Here is a 19,605-nt window from a genome sequence, read left to right on the forward strand (position 1 = left end):
ATTACTCTTGCTGGCTATTTTTTTAGGAGGGAAGGAAATGGGAAAGAAACCAGTCGTTCTTGGTGATTGTGAGCTTTGTTTGCGCAACGATGTCGAGATTACTATCCATCATTTAACACCGAAGGAGCTTGGAGGATCTTTTTTACCAACGGCCAAGCTATGTCTGCCGTGTCATAAGCAAATTCATGCCCTCTATACTAATGAGGAATTGGCTGCTCGTATGAACACGATTGAAAGACTACGTGATGATGAGACAATAAAAAAGTTTGTAAAGTGGATTCAGAAACAACCCTCTTCCAAGCTTATTACTGTATCAAAATCAAAGGATAGAAGGCAAAAAAAGAGGTGAAACAGAGTTCCACCTAATTATTTCCTAATGTTGGCTGGTCAATTAAGTTAGTATCTAACACATTGCTTGCTGACAATCCGTTATTAGTAACAACAATGCCGCCTGTATTTACAGCACCGGCACCACTGACAGATTTAGAGTTGCTCTTAGGTGAGATGTAGAGTGCATCGCCAAATTGCACAATTCCACCGCTCACCGTTGTAATTTGTACGGGACCGATAATTGCAGGCATATAAAACATCCTTTACGTATAAGTCTAATCAATCTGTATTAAGTTCTCCTTGGTAACAGCTGACGAATATGCTTGATGCGTGCTTCCATATTAACTGCTTGCGTATTTCCAATATGAAGAATAGAAGAGGACGAAAAGGCAATAACATTAATGGTATTCACATGAATCATTGGATTTTGATGAAAGGAAGAGATCATCACTTCTTCCATGTCTTGAGGAAAATTAATGGGGCGTTGAAAAATGGGATATTTTGAGAAATCCTCCTCATCACCAATAAACAACTGCATTTCCCGTTGCACAGCAATTGCCCTATTTAAACCATTAATAATTTTTGAATCCCCAAGTTGAATGACGGATGATATTGCTGCATTCGTAATGTGAATATGTTTAACAGAACTTGATCGTTGAAGCATACTATCTACCTTCCACAGTTAAAGGTACAAAGGGGCCAATAATAAGAGATTCAGCTGGAGTATCAAATACGGATGCTAGTTGGATGGTTTCCGCATCTCCTACCATTAATATAGAAGAACTCGATACACCGACCACTCGAATATCCCCCACATGTATATCACGATTGTATACTTGAAAATTCATCATTCCTGTTTCATCCCTTTCACATTCTCCGGTAAATTCTTAATAAAAACCTCGACGCCATGCTCCATTTCCTTGTGAAACTGGTCAGTTATCATTTTCTCTAACCTTGAGCGGTCCTCGTTTTCTATAACTCCTGAGGAAAACTCTCGTAAATAATGTTCAATTCTTTTTGGAATTTGTTTTTTGATATCTTCTTCAATAAAGTGATAGTACGAGTCATCAAGATTTGTTTGCAGTTTTGCTTGGGTTTTCTCAAAGATAGCAGGTAAATGATTACCCATATATTCATATACAATATCCTCGAGTTCCATTGTTCTTTGGAACATTTGCTTTGGAGGGGAAGGAGTCTTGATGGATTGATTTGGAACAGAGAAATCCTCGATTCCTTGTAAATCAGATGGATTGAGTCCAATATTTAAAGTACCATCCAGAGACTCTACCTTAAGTTGATCAAACTTGTATTCTATTCGATCCACATGTACAGGTGGTCTTTCTTTGAGTTGAGATATCTCTTTTTGCATTTGTAATACATTCCGTTCAAGAGCTCGAATCCGGTGTTCTTGACTTTCAACAAGTTGGTGAAGCTGTCTTAAGTATTCGTAGAATTCATTATTCATACTGACACCTCCCCTCCTTTATGAAATGGATAACGGAACAGCTGGAGAATCTATATACGATCCAGTATCACTTCCTGTAGGTTCAGCCGAATCCGGAGTAGTTACGATTGTACCACCGGGATGAATAGGTTCAGGCGCAGGTCCTGTAAAACCTCCAGTATTATACAGATGGGCGGTTGGGCGAATCACTCCAGCACTGCCAATCTGTAAAACGGATGAGTTCGTAATCGCATCAATACGTAAAAGATTTATAGAGATGTTTTGTTGAATATAGAAATTCATATCTTCACCTGCTTATTAAGCATTTAGAATATTTCCTTGGTCAATACCATCATGGTCATAGGCATTAGTAGAACTAAACTTGTTATAAACACGTAACCCATCCCCTGTATTAAAGGAACCTGCCCCTGAGTATGTCTTGGCATTAGAAATAGGCATGATTTTATATACATCTCCAATATGAAAAATGGAACTACTTCCAATTGATATTACTTGAGCTACACCGACTATTGCTGGCATACACTACACCCTTTGTTTAAGATTCCTTACATTGTATGTGCCTAGAAACTAGATGTGATTTTTTTATGAAAAAAGTTGAATTATGTGTTTTGTACTATAACAGAATTCTTCAATGTTGTTGTGTGTTATGTTAAAATATTTATATAATTAGTAATATTTTGGCAAAGGGAGCTGATGAAGTGAATGTACCTTTGGTGTTAACTCAGTTTTTGGACCGTGCGGTATCTCTTTATAGCGAAAAAGAAGCAGTATATTGTGGAGATCGGAGCTTTACATATGGTCAATTGGGAGAGAGAGTAAATCAACTAGCACATGGATTAATGGAACTAGGAGTGAACAAAGGTGATCGGATAGCCTACTTAGCTCCTAACAGTGTTGAAATGCTAGAAGGTTTTTATGGAGTGTTCTTGTTGGGTGGAGTGATGGTGCCACTAAATATTCGGTTAAAGCCAGAAGATTATTTGTTTATCTTAAATCATAGTGAAACAAAGGTATTATTTGTAGATCAGGAGCTTTATCATCTTATTCTCCCTATTAAAGAAAAATTAGAAACAGTTGAGACGATCATTGTTCATTATAAAAATGAGGTGACGAAAGAGATAGGGTACAACGAATGGTTAGCGACCAAAGAAAAGAAAGCGTTTTCTGGAGTCGAGTTACATGAGGATGATGTTTGTAGTTTGTTATATACAAGTGGGACAACGGGAAATCCAAAAGGAGTGATGCTTACACATCGTAATAATTATTTACATGCTCTTACGACGATGCACCATTTACGGGTAAGTGATCAAGATGTTTTGCTTCATATTCTCCCGATGTTTCATGTGAATGGTTGGGGGTCCCCTTTTTATTATACAGCCAACGGATCTACCCAAATTTGTTTACGAAAAGCTACTCCAGAGGCTATATTTGAAGCGATTGAAAAATATAAAGTGAGCGTCATGCATATGGCACCAACTGTATTAAATAGTCTGCTTCAATTCTATGAGCAAAACATTCCGCAAATTGAACATAAGGTAAGAGTGGTCATCGCTGGCTCTGCTCCACCCCCAGCATTTGTAACAAGAGTTGAAAGAGAGCTTGGCTGGGAGTTTATTCAAGTGTACGGAATGACCGAATCCTCTCCTTTAAGTACCATCTCAACCATTCGTTCTCATCTAACCGATCTTCCCATAAGGGACCAATTCCGTATGAAGGCGAAGGCTGGTGTGAGCATGATCGGATGTGAAGTGCGTGTGATGAATGAAAAGGGGAAGGAAGTGGAAAAGAACGGGAAGGAAATTGGTGAAGTGGTCACGCGAAGCAATGGTGTCATGAAGGGGTATTGGAAAAATCCTGAGGCAACAATGGAGTCTATTAGGGATGGATGGCTTCATACAGGAGATATGGCAACAGTTGACACGTACGGGAATATTGATATTGTTGATCGGAAAAAGGATATCATTATAAGTGGTGGGGAGAATATCTCTTCTATTGAAGTTGAAGGAGTGCTTTATGAGCACCCGAGTGTATTAGAAGCAGCAGTTATTGCGGTTCCACATGAGAAGTGGGGAGAAACACCTCATGCTTTCGTCGTGGTTAGATCAGGACATTTGCTGGAAGAAAAGGAACTTATCTCTTTCTCTCGTGAAAAGCTTGCTCATTTTAAAGCAGTTACCAGTGTTACATTTGTTAATGAATTACCAAAAACCGCGTCAGGAAAGATACAAAAAGTGCATCTGAGAAATGATTATTGGGAGTCTCATGGAAAAGCAGGTAAATTTGTCAATTAAGTAGTAGCCGTTCTCTATTTAGGGAACGGTTTTGGTGTTTATTGGGAATATTTCAAGTATAATAGGTTTCAGGAATGTAGAAATAGGGAGGGATATCTATAATAAATAAGGAAAGAATTGTTTCCATTGATATAATGAGAGGTTTATCGATATTGGGGATTTTCTTAGTAAATATGCTTTCTTTTCATACTCCAATTCTTTATATTGACCCATTTGATACCTGGACGACAACTAATGACCGTTTGTTATACTCGTGGATTGATTTGTTCATTCAAGGAAGTATATATCCTATATTCTCATTTCTCTTTGGATATAGTTTTATTATTTTAAGAGAGAGAGCCATAAGTAAGGGGGAAAGCTTTCCCGCCATTGCAATAAGGAGATTACTTTTTTTGTTCATTATCGGTTGGGTGCATGCGAAATATATTTGGCATGGAGATATTCTTTTTACCTACTCCTTGTTTGGCATCCTTCTGTTGCTCTTTATCAGACTTAGAGGAAAAATACTTATGTTACTGGGGATGATTTTGTACTTTGTCCCTAATGTGATCATTACAGTCATGATGATCTTAGCCTCAATGGTTGCAGGTAATGGGGAATTCTCATTGGCAAATGAAACAAGTGCACGTGCGTCGTATCAAGCTTATCAAAATGGAACTTATGAGGAAATACGAGAGCAAAGATTGATGGATTGGTATTTGGTCAATAATCCAGGTAATCTGTTCTTTATGCTTTTTTCCATCTTTCCGATGTTTTTAATCGGGGGAGGAGCGGCGAAAGAGAACTGGTTAAGAAGAGTAAAAGAATTAAAGAGACCGTTTCTAGTTGCCATAGCGATAACCTTACTCATTGGAATGTTTATTAAGAGCACTCCTTATTGGTTAACAAGAAACTGGGCAACAGAATATTCTCAAGATATGCTTGGTGGTCCTCTTTTATCTATAACATACATCCTACTGATCGCACTTGGTACGAATCATCAACGAGGCATACAGGTGTTACGATATTTTGGACCTGTTGGGAAGCTTAGTTTCACCAATTACTTGGTTCAATCCATTGTATCGACGATGATATTTTATTCTTACGGTCTTGGTCTGTATGGACAAGTGTCCGTTATTGAAGGAACATTCCTAGCTTTGACGATATTTCTATTTCAATTAATTTTTAGTCATATATGGATAAAGTATTTTTATATAGGCCCTTTTGAGTGGGTATGGAGAACAGTTTCGTACTGGAAATGGCAGAAACTAATGAAAAGAGGAGAAAATCTATGAAGCTTCTTACCGGAAAAAGAGAAAACAAAGTTTTTATTGGTGTTTTAGATTCAACAGAAACAAAGGTTCTTTCTGTTAACGAAACGGATTCAATGGTCGAATGTATAGCAAAGGGAGAAGAATTCCTACAGGATGTAAAAGAAAAAATTGAAGCCGCAAGCTTGGAGGCGTATTTCCTTTTAGATGAGGTTACCTTGCTTTCACCCATCACAAAGCCTCCGAAAAACATATTGTGTGTAGGGAAAAATTACGTGGACCATGCGATTGAGATGGGAAGTAAGGATGACATTCCTGAACATATGATGGTCTTTACAAAGGCCCCAACTACAATTATTGGACCGAATGAACAAATTGAGAATCATCTTTCCATTACGAATCAGTTAGACTATGAAGGGGAGTTGGCGATCGTAATAGGAAAGAAGGGAAGAAATATTCGAAAAGAAGATGCCCTTGATTATGTGTTTGGTTATACGATTGTTAACGATATAACTGCACGTGATCTTCAGGCGAAGCATAAGCAATTCTTTCTAGGAAAAAGTCTAGATAATAGTTGTCCGATGGGACCTTTTCTTGTTCATAAAGAGAGTCTATCAAATCCCAATCAATTACATATTGAAACGAAAGTAAATGGAGAGGTTCGCCAAAGTTCTAATACAAAGCACTTTATCTTTTCAGTGGAAGAAATGATTGTGACACTTTCATTAGGGATGACACTTGAACCAGGAGATGTAATTGCTACGGGCACTCCAGCGGGTGTAGGAAAAGGATTTCACCCCCCGCGATTTCTAAAGCCGGGCGATCAAATTGAAATTACAATTGAGGGCATTGGAACCCTAACGAATCATGTCAGTAAGGAAATTTGAAAACTTTGTGAACAAATAATGAATGAAGAAATGTAGTAGAGATGTTCTTTTTAGTTTTTTTAACACTATTATGGTATGATAAAGTCGATATTTAATAGGGAGGCTAATTTATGTCGATTAACACACATGCCCATATTACTGCATGGGTTCTTGCACTAGTCCTATTTTTTGTAGCAAACTCATTACATAAGAGTGGAAAAGCAAAGGCAGCGAAAATCGTCCATATGATTTTGAGAGTTTTGTATATCATTGTGTTTGCAACAGGTGGAATGCTCGTTCATACGTTATTCTCCATGCAGCCAGTTGAGTATATAGCAAAAGTTTTAATTGGACTTTGGGTTATTGCAGCGATGGAGATGGTTCTCGTTCGTACGGTAAAAGGAAAGGCAACAAAGTCACTTTGGATCCAATTTTATGTAGCGGTTGTTCTAGTCATCTTATTAGGACTGCGCTTACCACTTGGATTTCAATTATTTTAAATAAAACCTGCTCCTAAATACTTGGAGCAGGTTTTATTATACAAATTTTTCTATCACTGTTCGCTTACCAGCGTTCAGTGTAAATTCAAAGCGATCGGTTTGCTTTTTATAATAACAGAAATGATGTTGAACATTACAAATATCTTCTTGATTATCAAAGATAATAAAGTTCACACCACTTTTTCTTTCCGCATCCTTTAGGAACGTTAGATGATTGTAGCAATAAATACAATCAAAGATTGAAAAACCAAGCGAATTTAAATGAGAAATAAACTGATAAAACGAATCATCGTTGATCTCTTCTAGCAATCGTTCAAGGGAATACATTAAGTGTTTGCGGATTCTAACTACATCTTGATTCTTTAAATGAAGAGTTTCGCTTCCAAATGTTACTTTCCCATCCTCAAATAATATTCCTTTTTTCCATCGATTGAATCGAAATACCTCAATTTCTTGGTGTAAAAAATCATCCAAAATGGAGGCTTCATCTGTTTCCTTATCAAAAAAAATCCACTGGTTGTTTATATGCTCTACCGTACCTTCAATAAATGCTCTCGTTTGATACTCAAAAAGTTTTAGTCGTTGCTGTCTATTCATGATAAGACCTCCGTTAAAGGCTAAAGGGTATAAAAGTTTTTTAGATCTATCTTCATTCTTTGTAGACATCTTGATTGTATTTTAAACGCTCGCTCTTAAAAATTGGACAATTAACCATTTTTCGCGCCCAGCATAGTATGGGTATATGTTCGGACTGACCAAACAAACGCACTACGTTGAAAGGATGAAAAAAATATGTGTGGCATAACAGGCTGGATTGACTTCCAACGAGATATAAGAAAAGAACGTGACTCTATTACGAAAATGGCTGAAACCTTGGCAAAGCGCGGTCCAGATGATACGAATGTATGGACGGATATTCATGCAGGATTCGGACATAAACGCTTGATTGTTGTTGACCCTGAGGGTGGAAAACAACCCATGTCTAAATCAAAAAATAATCACAAATATACGATTTGTTATAATGGTGAACTCTATAATACCGAAGATATTCGAAAAGAACTGTTAGTAAAAGGATATTCCTTTAGCGGTCATTCTGATACAGAAGTTCTATTAACTGCATATATAGAATGGGAAGAAAATTGTGTTGAACATTTAAATGGCATTTTTGCTTTCGCCATTTGGGATGAGAAGAAGGAACAGCTCTTTATAGGACGGGATCGACTTGGCGTTAAGCCGCTTTTTTATTTATCAACAGAAAAAGGAATAATGTTTGGATCCGAATTAAAAGCGATTCTTGCTCATCCAGAAGTGAAAACAGAAATCGACCGAGAAGGGTTAGCAGAAGTGTTTGCTTTAGGTCCATCAAGATCTCCAGGAAATGGGGTATTTAAAGGGATATCTGAGCTAAGGCCAGCTCATGCACTTACTTTATCCAAAAGTAAAGGACTAAATATTTGGCGATACTGGAATGTGAAAAGTGAGAAGCATACGGACAGCTTGAATGATACTGTAGATAAGGTTCGCTTCCTCTTCACGGATGCGGTTAAACGCCAGCTTGTTTCAGATGTACCTCTATGTACATTTTTATCAGGTGGAGTAGATTCTAGTGCCATTACAGCCATTGCTGCGATGGAGTATCAAAAAGAAGGAAAAGGAAGCCTTCATACGTATTCCATTGATTATGAAGACAATGACCAATTCTTTAAGGCGAATGAGTTTCAGCCAAATTCGGATGGAATTTATATACAAAAGATGTCTGATGAATTTCAGACTACTCATCACAATAGCATTATTTCTCAGGAGCTCCTTGCTGAACATTTAATTGAAGCCGTTCATGTGAGAGATTTACCAGGAATGGCTGATGTAGATTCATCTCTCTTGTGGTTCTGTCGTGAAATTAAAAAGGATTTTGTTGTTAGTTTATCTGGGGAATGTGCAGATGAGATTTTTGGCGGGTACCCTTGGTTTCGACGTGAAGCGGACTTAACTCGTGAAGGTTTTCCGTGGATGAGATCGATTGAAGAAAGACAGGGGTTGCTTCGAACAGAATGGCGGGAGAAGTTACAGCTAAAGGACTACATGCTTCAACAGTTTAATAAAACGGTTCAAGAGACTCCTGTATTAGAAGGGGAGACGAGGGAAGAAGCAAAAAGAAGAGAGTTGTTTTATCTGAATATGATTTGGTTTATGACGACCTTACTAGATCGCAAGGATCGAATGAGTATGGGAGCCAGTCTTGAAGTAAGGGTTCCTTTTGCAGACCATCGACTAGTTGAATATGTTTGGAATATTCCTTGGGAGATGAAGAACTATCAAAATCGTGAAAAAGGGTTGCTACGAAAAGCTTTAGAAGGAATTCTCCCTGATGAAGTATTGTATCGAAAGAAAAGTCCGTATCCGAAAACACATAATCCGAAGTATACAAAAGCAGTACAGCAGATGCTTGCGGAAATTATGACGGAAAAAGGCTCGGTTCTTTATGAATTCTTTGATGAAGCAAAACTAAAGGAAATCATCACTACGGAAGGTGCAGCCTTTAAAGAACCTTGGTTCGGCCAACTAATGACTGGACCACAGCTTCTTGCTCATCTAGCCCAAATTCATATCTGGTTTAAAGATTACAATATTAATATTGTTGAGTCTTAAATAAGAGAGCAAAAAAGTCTATACGTATAACGTATAGACTTTTTGCATTTCAGAGAGTTTAAAGTGTTTCTTGATACACACAAGTGGTATATTGTTTGTATATATAATATATAAGTTTTGTATAACCATAAGAGGAGAAAATTTATGCGTAAAAAAGTAGTAGTTGTTGGTGCGGGTCCAGGAGGCTTAGCCATTTCTATGCTGTTGTCTAGCCTTGGCTACCATGTAGAAGTTTTTGAAAAACATGGGAAGGTGGGGGGAAGAAATGGAGCCATACATGAAAATGGATTTACCTTTGATATTGGTCCAACTTTTTTTAGTATGCCCCATATTGCTGAAGAGCTGTTTCAAGCGGCAGGGAGAAATCTCCATGACTATGTATCTCTCATTGAACTTACGAACATGTACGAACTTTTATTTGAAAATAGACGATTAAGTATGTTCCGTGACAGAGATTTAATGATTAAAGAAATCGAACAATATTATCCCGGTGATGGAGATGGATACATTCGATTTATGCGTGATACCAAAAGGAAGTTTGAAAGGTTAACACCTCTTTTACAAAACAAAATGGATCAATATCTTGATTATGTTTCGTTGAGGGTTTTACAGGCATTACCACATCTCTCTCTAGGGAGGAGCTTATACGATGTCTTAAGTGATTATTTCTCTAATACGGAGCTTTTGCTTGCATTCACCTTTCAATCCAAGTATTTAGGTATGTCACCGTGGGAATGTCCAGGAGCATTTTCTATCCTTTCCTATATGGAACACGAATATGGAGTATATCATCCGATTGGAGGGCTCAATCAACTGTCACAAGCAATGGCGAAGGTTACAGTGGAATTAGGAGGAGTCATTCACTTGGGAACTGAGGTCGACAAGCTTTGGTTAGATGGAAAAAAGACAAAAGGAATTATCTTAAAAACGGGAGAACGGATACAGGCGGATGAAGTCATTATTAATGGGGATTTTGCTCATGTAATGACTCAGTTAGTGCCTGAGGGAATATTGAAGAAGTATAGCAAAGAAAAACTGAGCAAAAAGAAATATTCATGTTCTACATTTATGATTTATCTAGGTTTAAATAAGCGGTACGATACCTCGCATCATACGATTTGTTTCGCAAAAGACTATAAGAAAAATGTAGAAGAAATTACGAAAGAGATGGTTTTATCAGAAGATCCTTCCATTTATATTCAGAATGCCTGTGTAACTGACCCAACCTTAGCGCCAGAAGGAAAATCTACTCTATATATACTAGCACCTGTACCAAATAATATGAGCCAGATTGACTGGGAATTAAACGAACAAACATTTAAGGAGCTTGTTTATTCGATTCTGGAAGATCGGACAGATTTTAAAGACTTAAAAAGGTATATAGAATTTGAAAAGGTCATATCACCTGTACAGTGGGAAAGTGACATGAATGTGTTTAAAGGGGCGACCTTTAATTTAGGGCATCAGCTTTCACAAATGATGGTATTTAGACCACATAATAAGTTTGAAGAATTACAGAATACCTGGTTAGTTGGCGGTGGTACCCACCCAGGCAGTGGGCTGCCGACCATATTGGAATCTGCAAGAATTACAGCAAAATTGATGACACAAGCCGACGGGATTAAGTTTCCAACTCATTCTGAAATTGCCTGGGGGAATGCATAATGAGAGTAGCGATTATTGGTGGAGGGATTGGAGGTCTTACAACCGCTCTACTGTTATCACATAAAGGAATCAATGTGACTATCTATGAAAGGTCCGACAAATTAGGGGGAAGATTAGCATTTGAAGGGAACGATGAGTTTCGGATTGATCAAGGTCCTACCATTGTCCTTTTACCTGATTTGATAACAACCATTTTATCAGAAGGTGGTATTTCCCCTTCTGCTTACAAGCTATTAAAATGTGATCCATTGTATAAGATACATTTTTCAGATGAATCCTCTTATACAAAGTATAGCGACCGATTGAAACAGGAAAAGGAAATTGCGCGAATGTTCCCTGAGGATATAGAGGGATTTAACCAATTTATTACAGATATGAAAACTAGATTTCAACTAGGTAAAATTCATTTTTTAGAGAAGCCTTTTCTAAGTTTTCAAGAGTTTTGGAACTATCGCACGGTGATGCTTCTAGCAAAATTAAAAGCTTATAGAAGTGTTTATAAGGAACTCTCAACATACTTTACAAATGAGAAATTGCGAATTTCTTATGCTTTACAAACGCTTTATATCGGTGGTAATCCATTTACGACACCGGCCATTTATAGTTTAGTATCGTTTAGTGAACATGATCATGGGATTTATTATTTACAAGGTGGATACGCTGGTTTGGTAGCGGTACTTGAGGAGGAGCTTAGAAAGCGTAAAGTAAACATCTGTACCTCCTGTCATGTAGAGCAAATTATATCAAACGGGAACAAAGCAGAGTATTTAATGGTAAATGGAAAAAGGGAAATCTATGATTCGTATATTATAAACGGTGATTTCCCGGTTGAACAAAAGAATTTATTAAATAGAGACCGATCATTTACACCGTCTTCTGCATGTCTATTAATCTATCTGGGTCTTAGCAAAACATTTGAGCCATCATCCCTTCACCAATTCTTTATCGGTGATGACTTTGCTCAATCGATGAAGGAGATTTTTGAGGAAGAAACTATTCCACAATCACCATCCTTTTACACCTTCTATCCTTCAGCAATTGACTCAACTCTTGCCCCTTTAGGGAAGAGTGTTCTGTATACGCTTGTTCCGGTACCGGCTGGGGATCATATTGATTGGGATATAGAAGCGCCGAAATTAGTTGATAGAATTATAGAGAAAATAGATCAGAGAGGCTTTCCAGGTATAAAGGCATATATTGAATGGTCGAAGGTTAGAACTCCTGCAGATGCAATGCGGGAAGGATTGTATAAAGGAGGAAGTTTTGGAATTGCTCCAACACTTTTTCAATCAGGAATGTATCGACCACAGTTAAAGCCTTTTCATGAGAAGAATATTTTTGCGGTTGGAGCATCCATACACCCAGGGGGTGGAATTCCCATCGTCATGCAAGGAGCAAAGTTACTTGTTGATTATATATGTAATGGAACGAATAAAAAAATAGGAAAGGAAGTGAAGAGGGTTGATAACTATTGAAGACGCGTATTTACAATGCGAGAGAGTAATTCAAGCACATTCCGAAACCTTTTATAAAGCATTTTCATATTTACCTCAAGAACAAAAAAAAGCGGTTTGGGCCATCTATTCTTATTGTCGGATAATCGATGATATCATTGACGGAGAAAGGGATTCCGAGGAAGGTATAAAACAATTCGAAGAGGAATTTGAATTGTTTAAGAGGAAACAAATAGGCAGTCAGTTTGAATTTATGTGGATTGCTTTATTAGATGTTTTCGTGAAATTCGAGATGGAAGTAACACCTTTTGAAGATATGATAAAAGGACAAAGGATGGATTTGCAACAGACAAAATACGAGACATTGGATGAAGTGTTACAATACTCCTATCACGTGGCTAGTACGGTGGGGATAATGCTGCTCCCCGTTTTGGCTCCAAAACATATTCATGTTTTAAGAGAGGGTGCCATTCAACTAGGCTTAGCGATGCAGTTAACAAATATTTTGAGAGATATTGGTGAGGACCTTTCCATGGGAAGAATATATATACCAAAAGAAATGCTCTTAAAGCATCATTACTCGTATAAAGAGCTTCTTCATTACGAAGTGAATGATCGATTTATTAGGATGTGGGAAGATATTGCAGAAATTGCTGAGTATTACTATGAACAGGCGTTATTAACGATTCATTATTATCCAGAATACTCAAGAATCCCTGTAAAGGGTGCTGCTTTAATGTATAAAGCCATTCTCGATCAAGTTAGAAAAAATGAATATAATATTTTTAAATACCGGAGTTTTATCGGGACAGACACAAAGGAGCAAATTCTTGCAGCATTGTAAAGAAGAAGCAAGGCGAAATGCCTTGCTTCTTTAGGTCTAAAATTAAACTGCTTTTTCTTCTACAAAAGAATGCCGAACCCAAACCTTTGAACGCCATCTCCAAAGCATGAGTAAGCCTCTAAGCCATTCATCAGCAATGAAAGCAATCCAAATGCCAACAAGTCCAAGCCCAAAGGTAATTCCTAGTAAATAAGACAAGGTGACCGCCACCCCCCACATAGAAAGAATCCCCATATATACTGGGAATTTCACATCACCAGTCGCTCTTAAAGAATTGATAATTACTAAATTAAACGAGCGGCCAGGTTCTAAAATAATCGTTAATAGAATCAACGTACTACCTAGTGCAATGATGTCCTCATTGCTTGTAAATAACTTCATTAAATCTTTTGCGAAAAACGAGAAGAGTATCGCTGCGCTTAAGGAAATAATAATAGCAAGACGTAGACTTTTTAAACAACGATGATAGGCATCCTCATACTTCTTTGCACCAATCAAATAACCAATTAATATTTGTGTACCTTGACTTATAGCGATGCTAAAAAGGAAAATAAACATCATCAGATTTTGAGCATATACTTTGGAAGTTAGTGCTTCCGTCCCTAATGTAGCAATAAAGAACGTAATGACCATTTGGGAAGCATTATATGAAAGCTGTTCGCCTGCCGAAGGGATACCAATTTTAAGCAAGTTTCTAACATGCACCTTTGGAAAGCGGAAAAGCAGGTGAAATGGCAGTTGAACAGGAATTCTTCTAATCATGACGATAATGGCTATAACCAAACCTATGAATCTACTAACAGTCGTTGAAATTGCTACGCCTTCCACACCGAGAATCGGAAAACCAAAAGGACCAAAAATGAAAAAGTAGTTACCAATCACATTAATAATATTCATGCCAATTGTGATATACATAACATCTTTCGTAAACCCATAACTACGAATCACTGCACCAATCGTCATAATAAACGCTTGAACAAAAGAAAATCCTCCGACAATTAACAGATAAGAGTTGGCCTCATCCAATAGTTCGGGAGGTAAATCCATCATTAATAAAATAGGTTTACTAAAGAGGAAAATTCCTATACTTAATAGGATTCCAAAAACAAGATTTGCTCCTAGGGAAACGATTGAAATTTCTGCAGCTGCATGTTCCTGTTTCGCTCCTAAATTTTGTGTAACGAGAATAGCTGTTCCAGTTGCAACAAAACCAAACATAACGATGATTAGCGAAAGGACTTGGTTCGATACGCCAACAGCGGCAACGGACTCATCAGAGTATTGAGAGAGCATTAAAGTATCCGCATTCCCCATAAGCATATACAATAAGATTTCAATAAAGATGGGCCATGTTAATGCAACAAGGGTCATCTTTTGTTTTTTGCTTTTCGTGTTCATGTCTCATTGACCCCCTAACATAATAAAACGAAATAGTCTTAAGCGAAATGCTTAAGACTACTTAGTAAACAATTCATTTTAACAGATGAAATGCTAATTTAAAAGGAGATGATTTCAAAGCCGAAAGGAGCTACCGAAACAGAAAGTTGATCAGACTCAGCAGCAAACTCACTATTTTTTAAAAGGTCTGTAATTTTTCTCCCTTTTAAATGAAATGGCAATGAATGCGTAGCTTCTTTGGACGTAGGGTTTAATATTACGATAATGGTTTTATTTCCATCCTTCTTGGAGTAGGCAATACACACATCCTCATCGGAATTAGGAAGGAAGGCAAAGGTTCCTGAGTTTGCGAGAAGCTTTTCTTCTTTTCTAAGCTTAATTAATGCTTGGATATGTTGTCGCATCTCTTTATTCCACTTTTCTTCCTCCCACGGCATGCATTCTCTACAACCAGGGTCCATGACTCCACTTAAGCCAACTTCATCTCCATAATATATACAAGGTGTTCCGATAAAGGTCATCATAAAGGAATAGATGAGCTTCATTCTTTCTGTGCTGTCCTTACATTCTGTTAAAATTCGTGGTGTATCATGACTTCCCACGAGGTTAAAAGCAGCTTCATTTACATTGCTAGGATACATTTGAATAACCGATGTCATGTTTTCGATAAACTGCTGCTTTGAAATCTGGTCTTTTGCAAAGAAATTTAATACATTTGTTAGGAAAGGATAGTTCATCACGGCATCGAATTGATCACCTCGTAGCCAAGGCATCGAATCATGCCAAATTTCACCTAGAATATAAAGGTCAGGCTTGAGTTCCTTAACGGCATGACGGAACTCTCTCCAAAACTGATGGTCAATTTCATTGGCTACGTCTAATCGCCAACCATCTATATCAAACTCTCGAACCCAGTATCTTCCCACCTCGAGCAGATATTGCTTTACTTCTTCATTTTGTGTATTTAGCTTAGGCATTGTTTGTTCAAAGGCAAATGTAGCGTAGTTTGGAAGCTCTCCTCCTTCTAATGGAAACTCCTTTGCATGAAACCAGTTTGCATACTTTGATCTCTCTCCATTCTTAAGAACATCTTGAAAGGGAGGGAAGTGGTATCCACTATGATTAAACACAGCATCAAGCATGACCCTTATTCCATTTTTGTGACATGTTTTTACAAGTTCCTTAAAGGTTTCCTTATCTCCAAATTGAGGATCAATTTCCATATAGTCAATCGTATCGTATTTATGATTCGAATATGCCTTGAAAATAGGAGTAAAGTAAATACCAGTAATCCCTAAATCAACTAAATAATCAATATGATCGATGATCCCTTTAAAGTCTCCACCAAAAAAGTTCTTCGGTGTTGGAGATTCACTTGCCCAAGGCAGTGCACCTTCAGGATCGTTCGTAAGATCACCATTGGCGAATCTCTCAGGAAATATTTGGTACCAGACTGTATCCTTTACCCAGCTTGGAGCACGAAATACTTCGCTCGCATGAAGGAAGGGAAAAGAGAAGTAATAGCCTGGATCTTCAGGAGCCTTTTCATAAAACCCTTTTTCTGTATATAAAATCGTGTCTTCACCATCACTAATATAGAATCCGTAACGAATTCGCTTATAAGCAGGTTGTATACTTAGAAGCCAGTAATCAAAGAGAGCATCTGTTGCGACTTTTTCCATTTCTGTTTGTTGAGAAATCCAAGCCCCATCTTTCCATTCATATTGATCCCCGAATAAAAGCTGAACCGTTTGTATTTCTCCTTTACGAGTACGCAGTTTTAAATGTAATGTATGTTCGTCAATGGGATATGCGTATTCATCTGTAGGACGATGATAAATAGAAGAATGAGTAATCATAATATTTCCTCCTTGTGCAATCGATTGCATTTAATTCTACTTTCTTAACGTTAGCAGATATGTGAAAACCCTTCAACAAATACATGGCAAAACACTTATAAATTTTTTTCTTTGTCTTTTATGTGAAAATAGTTGTCAAAACGAAAAAACTAGGTATAATAAAAAATATAGTTTGTGCAATCGTTTTCACAACTCTATCACTTCAGTTAGACGTATAACACCAATAAGTAAATTAATTTTAACTAATTGTGGCAACGTTTTCATAGAGTGCTGTTTTTGTAGATTTGTGCAATCGTTTGTACAGCTAGCAGAAATTAAAAACATACATTTTTGGAGGGGTCAATAATGAAAAAAGCATTATCGCTTTTCATGATGATCATGTTAGTACTAGGAGTCCTTGCTGCATGTGGACCAAATCGTGAGGAAGGTACTTCTACAGAAAACGAAGGTGGCAATACTGCTGGAGAAGAACCAGCAAAGCCAGAGAAATTAGTAGTATGGGAAGATACAGATAAAGAGGTTGCATTAGAGCCTGCTATCGAAGCTTTTGAAAAAGAATATGGTATAAAAGTTGAGTATAAAACTTTAGGAATGGCAGACAAAATTCGTGACCAACTTCGTCTAGATGGTCCAGCTGGAAATGCTCCAGACGTTGTAACACTGCCACATGACCAAATCGGTCAAGTAGTTGTTGAGGGATTAATCTCAGAAATTGAAGTAGATCAAGAAGTACTTGATACGTTCACTGAATCTTCTATCTCAGCTCAAATGTATGATGGAAAGCTTTATGGACTACCAAAAGCGACAGAAACACCAGTATTTATTTACAACAAAGCGTTAATGGAAAAAGCTCCTGAAACTTTTGATGAATTATATGCTTTTTCAAAGGATTTCACTAAAGGCGATAATTACGGTTTCTTAGCTCTTTGGGATAACTATTACTTCGCTCATGGTATTATGGGTGGAAACGGTGCTTACGTATTTAAAGATGAAAATGGTGCGTTAAACCGCGATGACATCGGTCTAAATAATGAAGGTGCTGAAACAGGTGCTGCGTACATTCAACAATGGTATAAAGAAGGACTTTTCCCTAAAGGAATCATCGGTGAATCTGGTGGATCAGCAATGGACGGGCTATTTAACGAAGGAAAAGTTGCTTCTGTTATGAATGGTCCTTGGGCATTCCAAGCAATGAAGGATGCTGGAATTGACTACGGTGTTGCGCCACTACCAACTCTACCAAATGGTGAAAATGTAAAAACATTCATGGGTGTTAAAGGATGGCATGTAACAGCATTCACTGAAAATCAATATTGGGCTACAAAGCTTGTTGAATTCTTAACAAATGAAGAAAGTGCAAAAACTCGTTTTGAAACAACTGGAGAAATTCCACCAGTTAAAACTTTAATCGAGGATCCAATTATTGCTGATAACGAAGCTGCAAAAGCAGTAGCTGTTCAGTCTTCATATGCGATTCCAATGCCTAATATTCCAGAAATGGCTGAGGTTTGGTCTCCAATGGCGTCAGCATTACAACAAATTGCTACTCAAAAATCAGAGCCAAAAGCAGCTCTTGATTCTGCAGTAGATACAATTAAGAAGCAGATTGAGACAAACCACGCAAAATAATTTGTGGTACAATCGATAGGCAGTACCTCCGGTATTGCCTATCATTACATTCTTTTAGGCAAACGGTTGCGCAATAAAAAAATACATTCCTCCTCAAGTTAGAAAGGGGATAGAAGTCAAATGGAAGCGGAAAAAGTAGGAACAACCAAGCATGCAAAGACAGCTGCATTGCTTTCAATTGTCCCAGGATTAGGGCAATTTTATAATCGTCAGTTTTTAAAAGGAATCATTTTTCTTGTATTAGCAGCTTCATTCGGTATTGTGTTTGGCGACATATTGAACATGGGATTTTGGGGATTGTTTACACTAGGTGAAATACCTAAAGTTGATCATTCAATCTTTCTATTGATTGATGGAATTATCGCATTGATTGTTACAGTGCTAGGTTTAGGGGTGTATGCATTTAACCTTTACGATGCACACTCTAATGGAAAAAAACGTGATCTAGGTTTAAAACTAAATTCAGTTAGAGAACAATACCACAACTTAATTGACGGTGGTTTTCCATATTTAATGATTTCACCAGGGTTCTTGTTATTAATTTTTGTTGTAATCTTTCCGATTATTTTCGTCATCTTATTGGCGTTTACAAACTACGATTTATATCACTCACCACCAGCTAAGCTAGTTGACTGGATTGGGATTCAGAACTTTATCGATATCTTTAAAATTGATATCTGGCGTAATACTTTCTTTAAAGTATTAGGTTGGACAATCGTTTGGACATTTGGTGCGACAACGTTCCAAATAGCTTTAGGGATGTTCCTTGCAATTGTTGTTAACCAGAAAGATCTTAAAGGTAAGGCGATTATTCGTACGATATTAATTTTACCTTGGGCGGTACCAGCTTTTGTATCGATTATGATTTTCTCTGGAATGTTCAATGAAACTTTTGGTGCCATTAATAAAATGATATTACCAGCTCTAGGGTTAGATCCACAGCCATGGATGACAGAAGCCAATTGGACACGTCTAGCATTAATTTTAATTCAAGGTTGGTTAGGTTTCCCTTTCATCTTTGCAATGGTTACTGGTGTTCTTCAGTCTATTCCAGAGGACTTATATGAAGCAGCAACTGTAGATGGTGCAAGTATTTGGCAAAAGTTCTCAAAAATTACTTTACCACTTGTATTGTTTGCAACTGCACCAATCATGATTACGCAATATACCTTTAACTTTAATAACTTTAACGTTATCTTCCTCTTTAATAACGGGGGACCAGCAGTGCCTGGGCAAACCGCATGGGGAACAGATATCTTGATATCATGGATTTATCGATTGACGATGACTTCAGCACAATATGGAAAAGCGGCAGCCATCACAATGATTCTATCCTTCATTATTATTGCAGTGGCTCTATGGCAATTTAGAAGAACAAAATCATTCCAAGAAGAGGATATGATGTAAT

General features: G+C 37.5%; 20 protein-coding genes. 11 read left to right on the forward strand and 9 right to left on the reverse strand.

Features of this window, described 5'->3' with window-relative positions:
• The first annotated feature begins 37 nt into the window (after positions 1–37).
• Complete coding sequence (gene hlpB / locus M3175_RS16500; RefSeq protein WP_251521215.1) at positions 38–349, forward strand: HNH nuclease-like protein HlpB; 312 nt, start codon at positions 38–40, stop codon at positions 347–349.
• Between the two features lie 13 nt (positions 350–362).
• Here hlpB and M3175_RS16505 read toward each other — a convergent pair whose 3' ends face one another.
• From M3175_RS16505 to M3175_RS16530, 6 genes are read right to left on the reverse strand one after another with little or no spacing between them, the layout of a single operon-like run.
• Positions 363–581, reverse strand: coding sequence for a spore germination protein (locus tag M3175_RS16505; protein WP_251521217.1), 219 nt, complete (start codon positions 579–581; stop codon positions 363–365).
• Positions 582–619: 38 nt separating this feature from the next.
• Positions 620–994: a spore germination protein GerPE gene (locus tag M3175_RS16510; RefSeq protein WP_251521219.1), complete on the reverse strand. Its 375-nt coding sequence runs from the start codon at positions 992–994 to the stop codon at positions 620–622.
• Position 995: 1 nt separating this feature from the next.
• The gene (locus tag M3175_RS16515; protein WP_251521573.1) at positions 996–1,178 is read right to left on the reverse strand and encodes a spore germination protein GerPD; all 183 of its coding nucleotides are present in this window, start codon (positions 1,176–1,178) and stop codon (positions 996–998) included.
• Positions 1,178–1,795 carry a spore germination protein GerPC gene (gene gerPC, locus M3175_RS16520; RefSeq protein ID WP_251521221.1) on the reverse strand — a complete coding sequence of 206 codons (618 nt, stop codon included), beginning with the start codon at positions 1,793–1,795 and terminating at the stop codon, positions 1,178–1,180. Before gerPC ends, M3175_RS16515 begins: the two co-directional genes overlap by 1 nt.
• Positions 1,796–1,813: 18 nt before the next feature.
• The gene (locus M3175_RS16525) at positions 1,814–2,077 is read right to left on the reverse strand and encodes a spore germination protein GerPB (protein WP_251521223.1); all 264 of its coding nucleotides are present in this window, start codon (positions 2,075–2,077) and stop codon (positions 1,814–1,816) included.
• A 15-nt stretch (positions 2,078–2,092) separates the two neighbouring features.
• Positions 2,093–2,314 carry a spore germination protein gene (locus tag M3175_RS16530; protein ID WP_119707179.1) on the reverse strand — a complete coding sequence of 74 codons (222 nt, stop codon included), beginning with the start codon at positions 2,312–2,314 and terminating at the stop codon, positions 2,093–2,095.
• Positions 2,315–2,493: 179 nt separating this feature from the next.
• On the opposite strand from M3175_RS16530, the gene M3175_RS16535 reads away from it, so the two are divergent.
• The 4 genes from M3175_RS16535 (at position 2,494) to M3175_RS16550 (ending at position 6,702) form a co-directional block, all read left to right on the forward strand.
• Positions 2,494–4,086, forward strand: coding sequence for a long-chain-fatty-acid--CoA ligase (locus M3175_RS16535; RefSeq protein ID WP_251521225.1), 1,593 nt, complete (start codon positions 2,494–2,496; stop codon positions 4,084–4,086).
• Between the two features lie 392 nt (positions 4,087–4,478).
• Positions 4,479–5,360, forward strand: a complete 882-nt coding sequence (locus M3175_RS16540; RefSeq protein WP_251521227.1) for a DUF418 domain-containing protein — start codon at positions 4,479–4,481, stop codon at positions 5,358–5,360.
• A complete protein-coding gene (locus tag M3175_RS16545) occupies positions 5,357–6,223 on the forward strand; it encodes a fumarylacetoacetate hydrolase family protein (RefSeq protein WP_251521229.1) in 867 nt (288 codons plus the stop codon). Before M3175_RS16540 ends, M3175_RS16545 begins: the two co-directional genes overlap by 4 nt.
• A gap of 110 nt (positions 6,224–6,333) precedes the next feature.
• Entirely contained in the window at positions 6,334–6,702 is a 369-nt protein-coding gene (locus M3175_RS16550) for a YisL family protein (protein WP_251521231.1), read from the forward strand.
• Positions 6,703–6,738: 36 nt separating this feature from the next.
• Here the strand turns inward: M3175_RS16550 and M3175_RS16555 are convergent, their stop codons facing one another.
• Positions 6,739–7,299, reverse strand: coding sequence for a DUF2777 domain-containing protein (locus M3175_RS16555; protein WP_251521233.1), 561 nt, complete (start codon positions 7,297–7,299; stop codon positions 6,739–6,741).
• A gap of 195 nt (positions 7,300–7,494) precedes the next feature.
• Here M3175_RS16555 and asnB point away from each other — a divergent pair, with 195 nt between their 5' ends.
• The 4 genes from asnB to M3175_RS16575 all read left to right on the forward strand — a co-directional run bounded on the left by asnB (position 7,495) and on the right by M3175_RS16575 (position 13,311).
• Positions 7,495–9,348 carry an asparagine synthase (glutamine-hydrolyzing) gene (gene asnB / locus M3175_RS16560; RefSeq protein ID WP_251521236.1) on the forward strand — a complete coding sequence of 618 codons (1,854 nt, stop codon included), beginning with the start codon at positions 7,495–7,497 and terminating at the stop codon, positions 9,346–9,348.
• Between the two features lie 144 nt (positions 9,349–9,492).
• Positions 9,493–11,013: a phytoene desaturase family protein gene (locus tag M3175_RS16565; protein WP_251521242.1), complete on the forward strand. Its 1,521-nt coding sequence runs from the start codon at positions 9,493–9,495 to the stop codon at positions 11,011–11,013.
• On the forward strand, positions 11,013–12,488 hold the full coding sequence (locus tag M3175_RS16570; protein ID WP_251521244.1) for a phytoene desaturase family protein: 1,476 nt from the start codon (positions 11,013–11,015) through the stop codon (positions 12,486–12,488). The genes M3175_RS16565 and M3175_RS16570 overlap by 1 nt, the downstream gene beginning before the upstream one ends.
• Positions 12,475–13,311 carry a phytoene/squalene synthase family protein gene (locus tag M3175_RS16575; protein WP_251521246.1) on the forward strand — a complete coding sequence of 279 codons (837 nt, stop codon included), beginning with the start codon at positions 12,475–12,477 and terminating at the stop codon, positions 13,309–13,311. Before M3175_RS16570 ends, M3175_RS16575 begins: the two co-directional genes overlap by 14 nt.
• A 42-nt stretch (positions 13,312–13,353) precedes the next feature.
• Here M3175_RS16575 and M3175_RS16580 read toward each other — a convergent pair whose 3' ends face one another.
• Together M3175_RS16580 and M3175_RS16585 are read right to left on the reverse strand one after the other, a co-directional pair.
• Entirely contained in the window at positions 13,354–14,709 is a 1,356-nt protein-coding gene (locus M3175_RS16580) for an MATE family efflux transporter (protein WP_251521248.1), read from the reverse strand.
• Between the two features lie 98 nt (positions 14,710–14,807).
• A complete protein-coding gene (locus M3175_RS16585; protein WP_251521575.1) occupies positions 14,808–16,565 on the reverse strand; it encodes an alpha-glycosidase in 1,758 nt (585 codons plus the stop codon).
• A 348-nt stretch (positions 16,566–16,913) separates the two neighbouring features.
• Between M3175_RS16585 and M3175_RS16590 the strand changes: the two genes are divergently transcribed.
• Both M3175_RS16590 and M3175_RS16595 read left to right on the forward strand, forming a co-directional pair.
• The gene (locus M3175_RS16590; protein WP_251521250.1) at positions 16,914–18,197 is read left to right on the forward strand and encodes an extracellular solute-binding protein; all 1,284 of its coding nucleotides are present in this window, start codon (positions 16,914–16,916) and stop codon (positions 18,195–18,197) included.
• Positions 18,198–18,317: 120 nt separating this feature from the next.
• The gene (locus tag M3175_RS16595; protein WP_251521253.1) at positions 18,318–19,604 is read left to right on the forward strand and encodes a carbohydrate ABC transporter permease; all 1,287 of its coding nucleotides are present in this window, start codon (positions 18,318–18,320) and stop codon (positions 19,602–19,604) included.
• The last annotated feature ends 1 nt before the right edge of the window (position 19,605 follow it).

This window comes from Robertmurraya korlensis, from assembly GCF_023715225.1.
Taxonomy (GTDB): Bacteria; Bacillota; Bacilli; order Bacillales; family Cytobacillaceae; genus Robertmurraya_A.

Excerpts from the sequence above, each read along its gene's own strand:
- M3175_RS16505 (WP_251521217.1), bottom strand. The coding sequence starts at position 581 with ATGCCTGCAATTATCGGTCCCGTACAAATTACAACGGTGAGCGGTGGA.
- M3175_RS16550 (WP_251521231.1), top strand. The coding sequence starts at position 6,334 with ATGTCGATTAACACACATGCCCATATTACTGCATGGGTTCTTGCACTA.
- gerPC (WP_251521221.1), bottom strand. The coding sequence starts at position 1,795 with ATGAATAATGAATTCTACGAATACTTAAGACAGCTTCACCAACTTGTT.
- asnB (WP_251521236.1), top strand. The coding sequence starts at position 7,495 with ATGTGTGGCATAACAGGCTGGATTGACTTCCAACGAGATATAAGAAAA.
- M3175_RS16525 (WP_251521223.1), bottom strand. The coding sequence starts at position 2,077 with ATGAATTTCTATATTCAACAAAACATCTCTATAAATCTTTTACGTATT.
- M3175_RS16595 (WP_251521253.1), top strand. The coding sequence starts at position 18,318 with ATGGAAGCGGAAAAAGTAGGAACAACCAAGCATGCAAAGACAGCTGCA.
- M3175_RS16565 (WP_251521242.1), top strand. The coding sequence starts at position 9,493 with ATGCGTAAAAAAGTAGTAGTTGTTGGTGCGGGTCCAGGAGGCTTAGCC.
- M3175_RS16590 (WP_251521250.1), top strand. The coding sequence starts at position 16,914 with ATGAAAAAAGCATTATCGCTTTTCATGATGATCATGTTAGTACTAGGA.
- hlpB (WP_251521215.1), top strand. The coding sequence starts at position 38 with ATGGGAAAGAAACCAGTCGTTCTTGGTGATTGTGAGCTTTGTTTGCGC.
- M3175_RS16580 (WP_251521248.1), bottom strand. The coding sequence starts at position 14,709 with ATGAACACGAAAAGCAAAAAACAAAAGATGACCCTTGTTGCATTAACA.
- M3175_RS16555 (WP_251521233.1), bottom strand. The coding sequence starts at position 7,299 with ATGAATAGACAGCAACGACTAAAACTTTTTGAGTATCAAACGAGAGCA.
- M3175_RS16515 (WP_251521573.1), bottom strand. The coding sequence starts at position 1,178 with ATGAATTTTCAAGTATACAATCGTGATATACATGTGGGGGATATTCGA.
- M3175_RS16570 (WP_251521244.1), top strand. The coding sequence starts at position 11,013 with ATGAGAGTAGCGATTATTGGTGGAGGGATTGGAGGTCTTACAACCGCT.
- M3175_RS16545 (WP_251521229.1), top strand. The coding sequence starts at position 5,357 with ATGAAGCTTCTTACCGGAAAAAGAGAAAACAAAGTTTTTATTGGTGTT.
- M3175_RS16510 (WP_251521219.1), bottom strand. The coding sequence starts at position 994 with ATGCTTCAACGATCAAGTTCTGTTAAACATATTCACATTACGAATGCA.
- M3175_RS16530 (WP_119707179.1), bottom strand. The coding sequence starts at position 2,314 with ATGCCAGCAATAGTCGGTGTAGCTCAAGTAATATCAATTGGAAGTAGT.